Annotated in this window: 3 protein-coding genes; all 3 read left to right on the top strand. The window is 53.7% G+C overall.

Features of this window, described 5'->3' with window-relative positions:
- Positions 1 to 39: 39 nt before the first annotated feature.
- Genes DWY95_RS16650 through DWY95_RS16640 form a run of 3 tightly spaced genes read left to right on the top strand, consistent with a single transcriptional unit; the run spans position 40 to position 3673 of the window.
- Positions 40 to 903, top strand: coding sequence for a VirB6/TrbL-like conjugal transfer protein, CD1112 family (locus DWY95_RS16650; RefSeq protein WP_118554330.1), 864 nt, complete (start codon positions 40 to 42; stop codon positions 901 to 903).
- 15 nt (positions 904 to 918) lie between these two features.
- Positions 919 to 1344 (top strand): PrgI family protein, encoded by a 426-nt coding sequence (locus DWY95_RS16645; protein WP_008982752.1) that lies wholly within the window; start codon positions 919 to 921, stop codon positions 1342 to 1344.
- Positions 1271 to 3673, top strand: a complete 2403-nt coding sequence (locus DWY95_RS16640; protein ID WP_118554329.1) for a VirB4-like conjugal transfer ATPase, CD1110 family — start codon at positions 1271 to 1273, stop codon at positions 3671 to 3673. The genes DWY95_RS16645 and DWY95_RS16640 overlap by 74 nt, the downstream gene beginning before the upstream one ends.
- The last annotated feature ends 40 nt before the right edge of the window (positions 3674 to 3713 follow it).

The following is a 3713-nucleotide window of genomic DNA, read 5'->3' as shown; positions in this document are numbered from 1 at the left end:
CTCTCACATGGGAGGGCGCGGGAAAGGAGGTATCTTTGCTTGATTAGTGAGATCATCGAAAAATGGATAAAGGGCATTTTGATAGATGGCATCACGGGCAACCTCTCCGGCCTGTTCGATAACGTGAACGCCAAGGTGGGCGAAATCGCTTCCGACGTTGGCTCCACTCCGCAGGCATGGAACAGCGGCATTTTCAATATGCTGCGTAGTCTTTCCGAAACGGTGGTGCTGCCTATTGCAGCGGCCATCCTTGCCCTTGTGATGTGCCATGAGCTTATCCAGATGATTACCGAAAAGAACAATATGCACGACTTTGACACCTCCATGTTCTTCCGCTGGATTTTCAAGTCTGCTTTTGCCATCCTCATTGTCAGCAACACATGGAATATCGTCATGGGTGTGTTCGATGCCACCCAGAGCGTTGTCAACCAAAGTTCCGGCGTTATCATCGGTGAAACATCCATCCACTTTGACCGCCTGATACCCGGACTGGAATTTCAGCTGGAAAACATGACCATTGGCAGTCTGCTCAGCCTGTGGTTCCAAACCCTTGTTGTGGGCCTGACCATGAACATCCTGTCTATCTGCATTTTCCTTGTGACCTACGGCCGCATGATCGAGATTTATGTTGTGACCGCACTGGGGCCTATCCCGCTGGCGACCATGGGCAGCAGCGAGTGGCGCAGCACCGGGCAGAACTACTTGAAGTCTTTGCTGGCACTGGGTTTCCAAGCGTTCCTGATTATGATTGTCGTGGGCATCTACGCGGTGCTGATACGCAACATTTCGGGCGCGGCGGACATTGCCGGGGCTATCTGGGGCTGCATGGGCTATACCGTTCTGCTCTGCTTCTGTCTGTTCAAGACCGGCAGCATCAGCAAGTCCGTGTTCGGTGCCCATTGAGAAAGGAGCGTTTGAATGGCGTATGTGACCGTTCCCAAAGATTTGACCCATGTAAAATCCAAAGTCTTATTCGGGCTGACCAAGCGGCAGCTGGTCTGCTTCGGCGGTGCGCTTTTAACGGGCGGACCGCTTTATTTTTTGGCCCGGAACTATCTTTCCAACAGTGCAGCGGCCCTGCTGATGATTTTTGCCATGCTGCCGGGGCTGCTGTTCGCCCTGTTTGAGCGGCACGGCCAGCCCCTTGAAGTGGTGATTCAGCAAATGATTCAGTGCTGCTTTATCCGTCCCAAGGAAAGGCCCTATCAGACCAACAATGCTTACGCCGCCCTTGTGCGGCAATACCAAATGGAACAGGAGGTAAAGGCCATTGTCCAGAAAAACGATACCCCGCGAAACCGAAAAGCCCAAAAAGCTCACCCGCGCCCAGAAAAAAGAAATTGATGCCGTTATCCGCAAGTACAAGGGTGACGGCAAGCCCCGCACGGCGCAGGCCACCATCCCGTATGAGGCCATCTACCCGGACGGTGTGTGCCGCATTGACCGACGCACATTCTCCAAGTGCATTGCCTTTGAGGACATCAGCTATCAGCTGGCCCAGCCGGAGGCCCGAACTGCCATCTTTGAACACCTGTGCGACCTGTACAACTATGTGGATGCTTCCATCCATGTGCAGCTTTCATTTTTGAATCGCAAGGTTGACCCGGTGCAGTACGCAAAAAGTTTTGAGATCGCACCGCAGGGGGATGATTTTGACGACATCCGCGCCGAGTACACCGCCATCCTGCAAAAGCAGCTTGCCAGCGGAAACAACGGCATTGTGAAAACCAAATATCTGACGTTCACCATCGAGGCCGACAGCCTGAAAACAGCACGGTCACGGCTGACCCGCATTGGCCTTGACCTGCTGGGCTATTTCAAGACCATGGGTTGTGTGGCACACGTTATGGACGGGCAGGAGCGTTTGGAAGTTCTGCACGGCATCTTCCACCCGGACGGGGAACCGTTCTGTTTTGACTGGGACTGGCTGGCACCCTCCGGCCTGTCTACCAAGGATTTTGTGGCCCCGTCCTCCCTCTGTTTCGGTACGGCCAAAACCTTTGGTTTGGGCGGCAAGTATGGAGCTGTGAGCTTTTTACAAATCCTTGCGCCGGAACTTTCGGACGAAATGCTGGCCGACTTCCTCAAAACGGAAAGCGGCATTCTCGTCAATCTCCATGTGCAGGCCATTGACCAGACCGAGGCCATCAAAACCATCAAACGGAAAATCACAGATCTTGATGCTATGAAGATTCAGGAACAGAAAAAGGCTGTCCGTTCCGGGTACGACATGGACATCCTGCCCAGCGACCTTGCCACTTACGGCGAGGACGCCAAAAAGCTGCTGAACAAATTGCAGACCCGGAACGAACGGCTTTTCATGCTGACCTTTCTTGTGCTGAATGTGGCCGACACCAAGCAAAAGCTGGGCAACGATGTGTTCCAAGCCGCAGGTGTGGCACAGAAGTATAACTGCTCGCTTGTCCGGCTGGACTACCAGCAGGAACAGGGCCTTGTGTCCAGCCTGCCGCTGGGCATCAACCAGATAAAGATTCAGCGCAGCCTTACCACCTCCAACGTGGCGGTGTTCGTGCCCTTTGTGACGCAGGAGCTTTTCCAGAGCGGCGCGGCCATGTACTACGGCATCAACGCAAAATCCCACAACATGATCATGCTGGACCGCAAGCAGGCCCGGTGTCCCAACGGCCTAAAGCTGGGTACGCCCGGCAGCGGCAAATCCATGAGCTGCAAGTCTGAAATCGTCAGTGTGTTTTTAACGACTGCTGACGATATTTTTATTTCAGACCCAGAAGCCGAGTATTATCCGCTGGTCAAGCGGCTGCATGGGCAGGTCATCAAACTTTCGCCCACCAGCAAGGACTATGTGAATCCTCTGGACATCAACCTGAATTATTCCGAAGATGACAGCCCGCTGGCCTTGAAGTCGGATTTTGTGCTGTCGTTCTGTGAGCTGGTCATGGGCGGCAAAACAGGTCTGGAAGCGATTGAACGCACCGTGATAGACCGTGCCGTGAAAGCTATCTACCGCCCCTATCTGGCGAATCCCTGCCCGGAAAATATGCCGATTTTGTCTGACCTCCACCAAGCCCTGCTCGACCAGCACTTGCCGGAAGCGGACCGGGTAGCGCAGGCATTGGACTTGTATGTGTCCGGCTCGCTGAATGTGTTTAATCACAAAACGAATGTGGACATCCATAATCGGCTTGTGGCCTTTGACATCAAAGAACTGGGCAAGCAGTTAAAAAAACTGGGGATGCTCATTATCCAAGATCAGATATGGGGCCGCGTTACCCAGAACCGCAGCCAAGGCCGGGCCACATGGTATTTTGCGGACGAGTTCCACTTGCTCTTGAAAGAGGAACAGACCGCCGCATACAGTGCCGAGATTTGGAAACGCTTCCGCAAATGGGGCGGCGTGCCCACAGGCGCCACCCAGAATGTGAAGGACCTTCTTTCTTCCCCGGAGATCGAGAACATTCTGGAAAACAGCGACTTCATCACGCTGCTGAATCAGGCATCCGGCGACCGCAAAATCCTTTCGGAACGGCTGAACCTCTCCGCAGACCAGCAGAAGTACATCGACAATTCCGAACCGGGCGAAGGACTGCTGATTTTTGAGAACGTGGTGCTGCCGTTCTCAAACCCTATCCCGAATAACACCCAGCTTTACAAAATTATGACCACCCGGCTCAGCGAGGTGGTGGAGCTATGAGCCTAACGCATTTCAGCTTGTTTTCCGGCATCGGCGGCAT

The sequence above is a fragment of the Faecalibacterium sp. AF28-13AC genome, assembly GCF_003478405.1.
GTDB classification, from domain to species: domain Bacteria; phylum Bacillota; class Clostridia; order Oscillospirales; family Ruminococcaceae; genus Faecalibacterium; species Faecalibacterium prausnitzii_E.
This window is presented reverse-complemented; position numbering and strand designations above follow the sequence as displayed.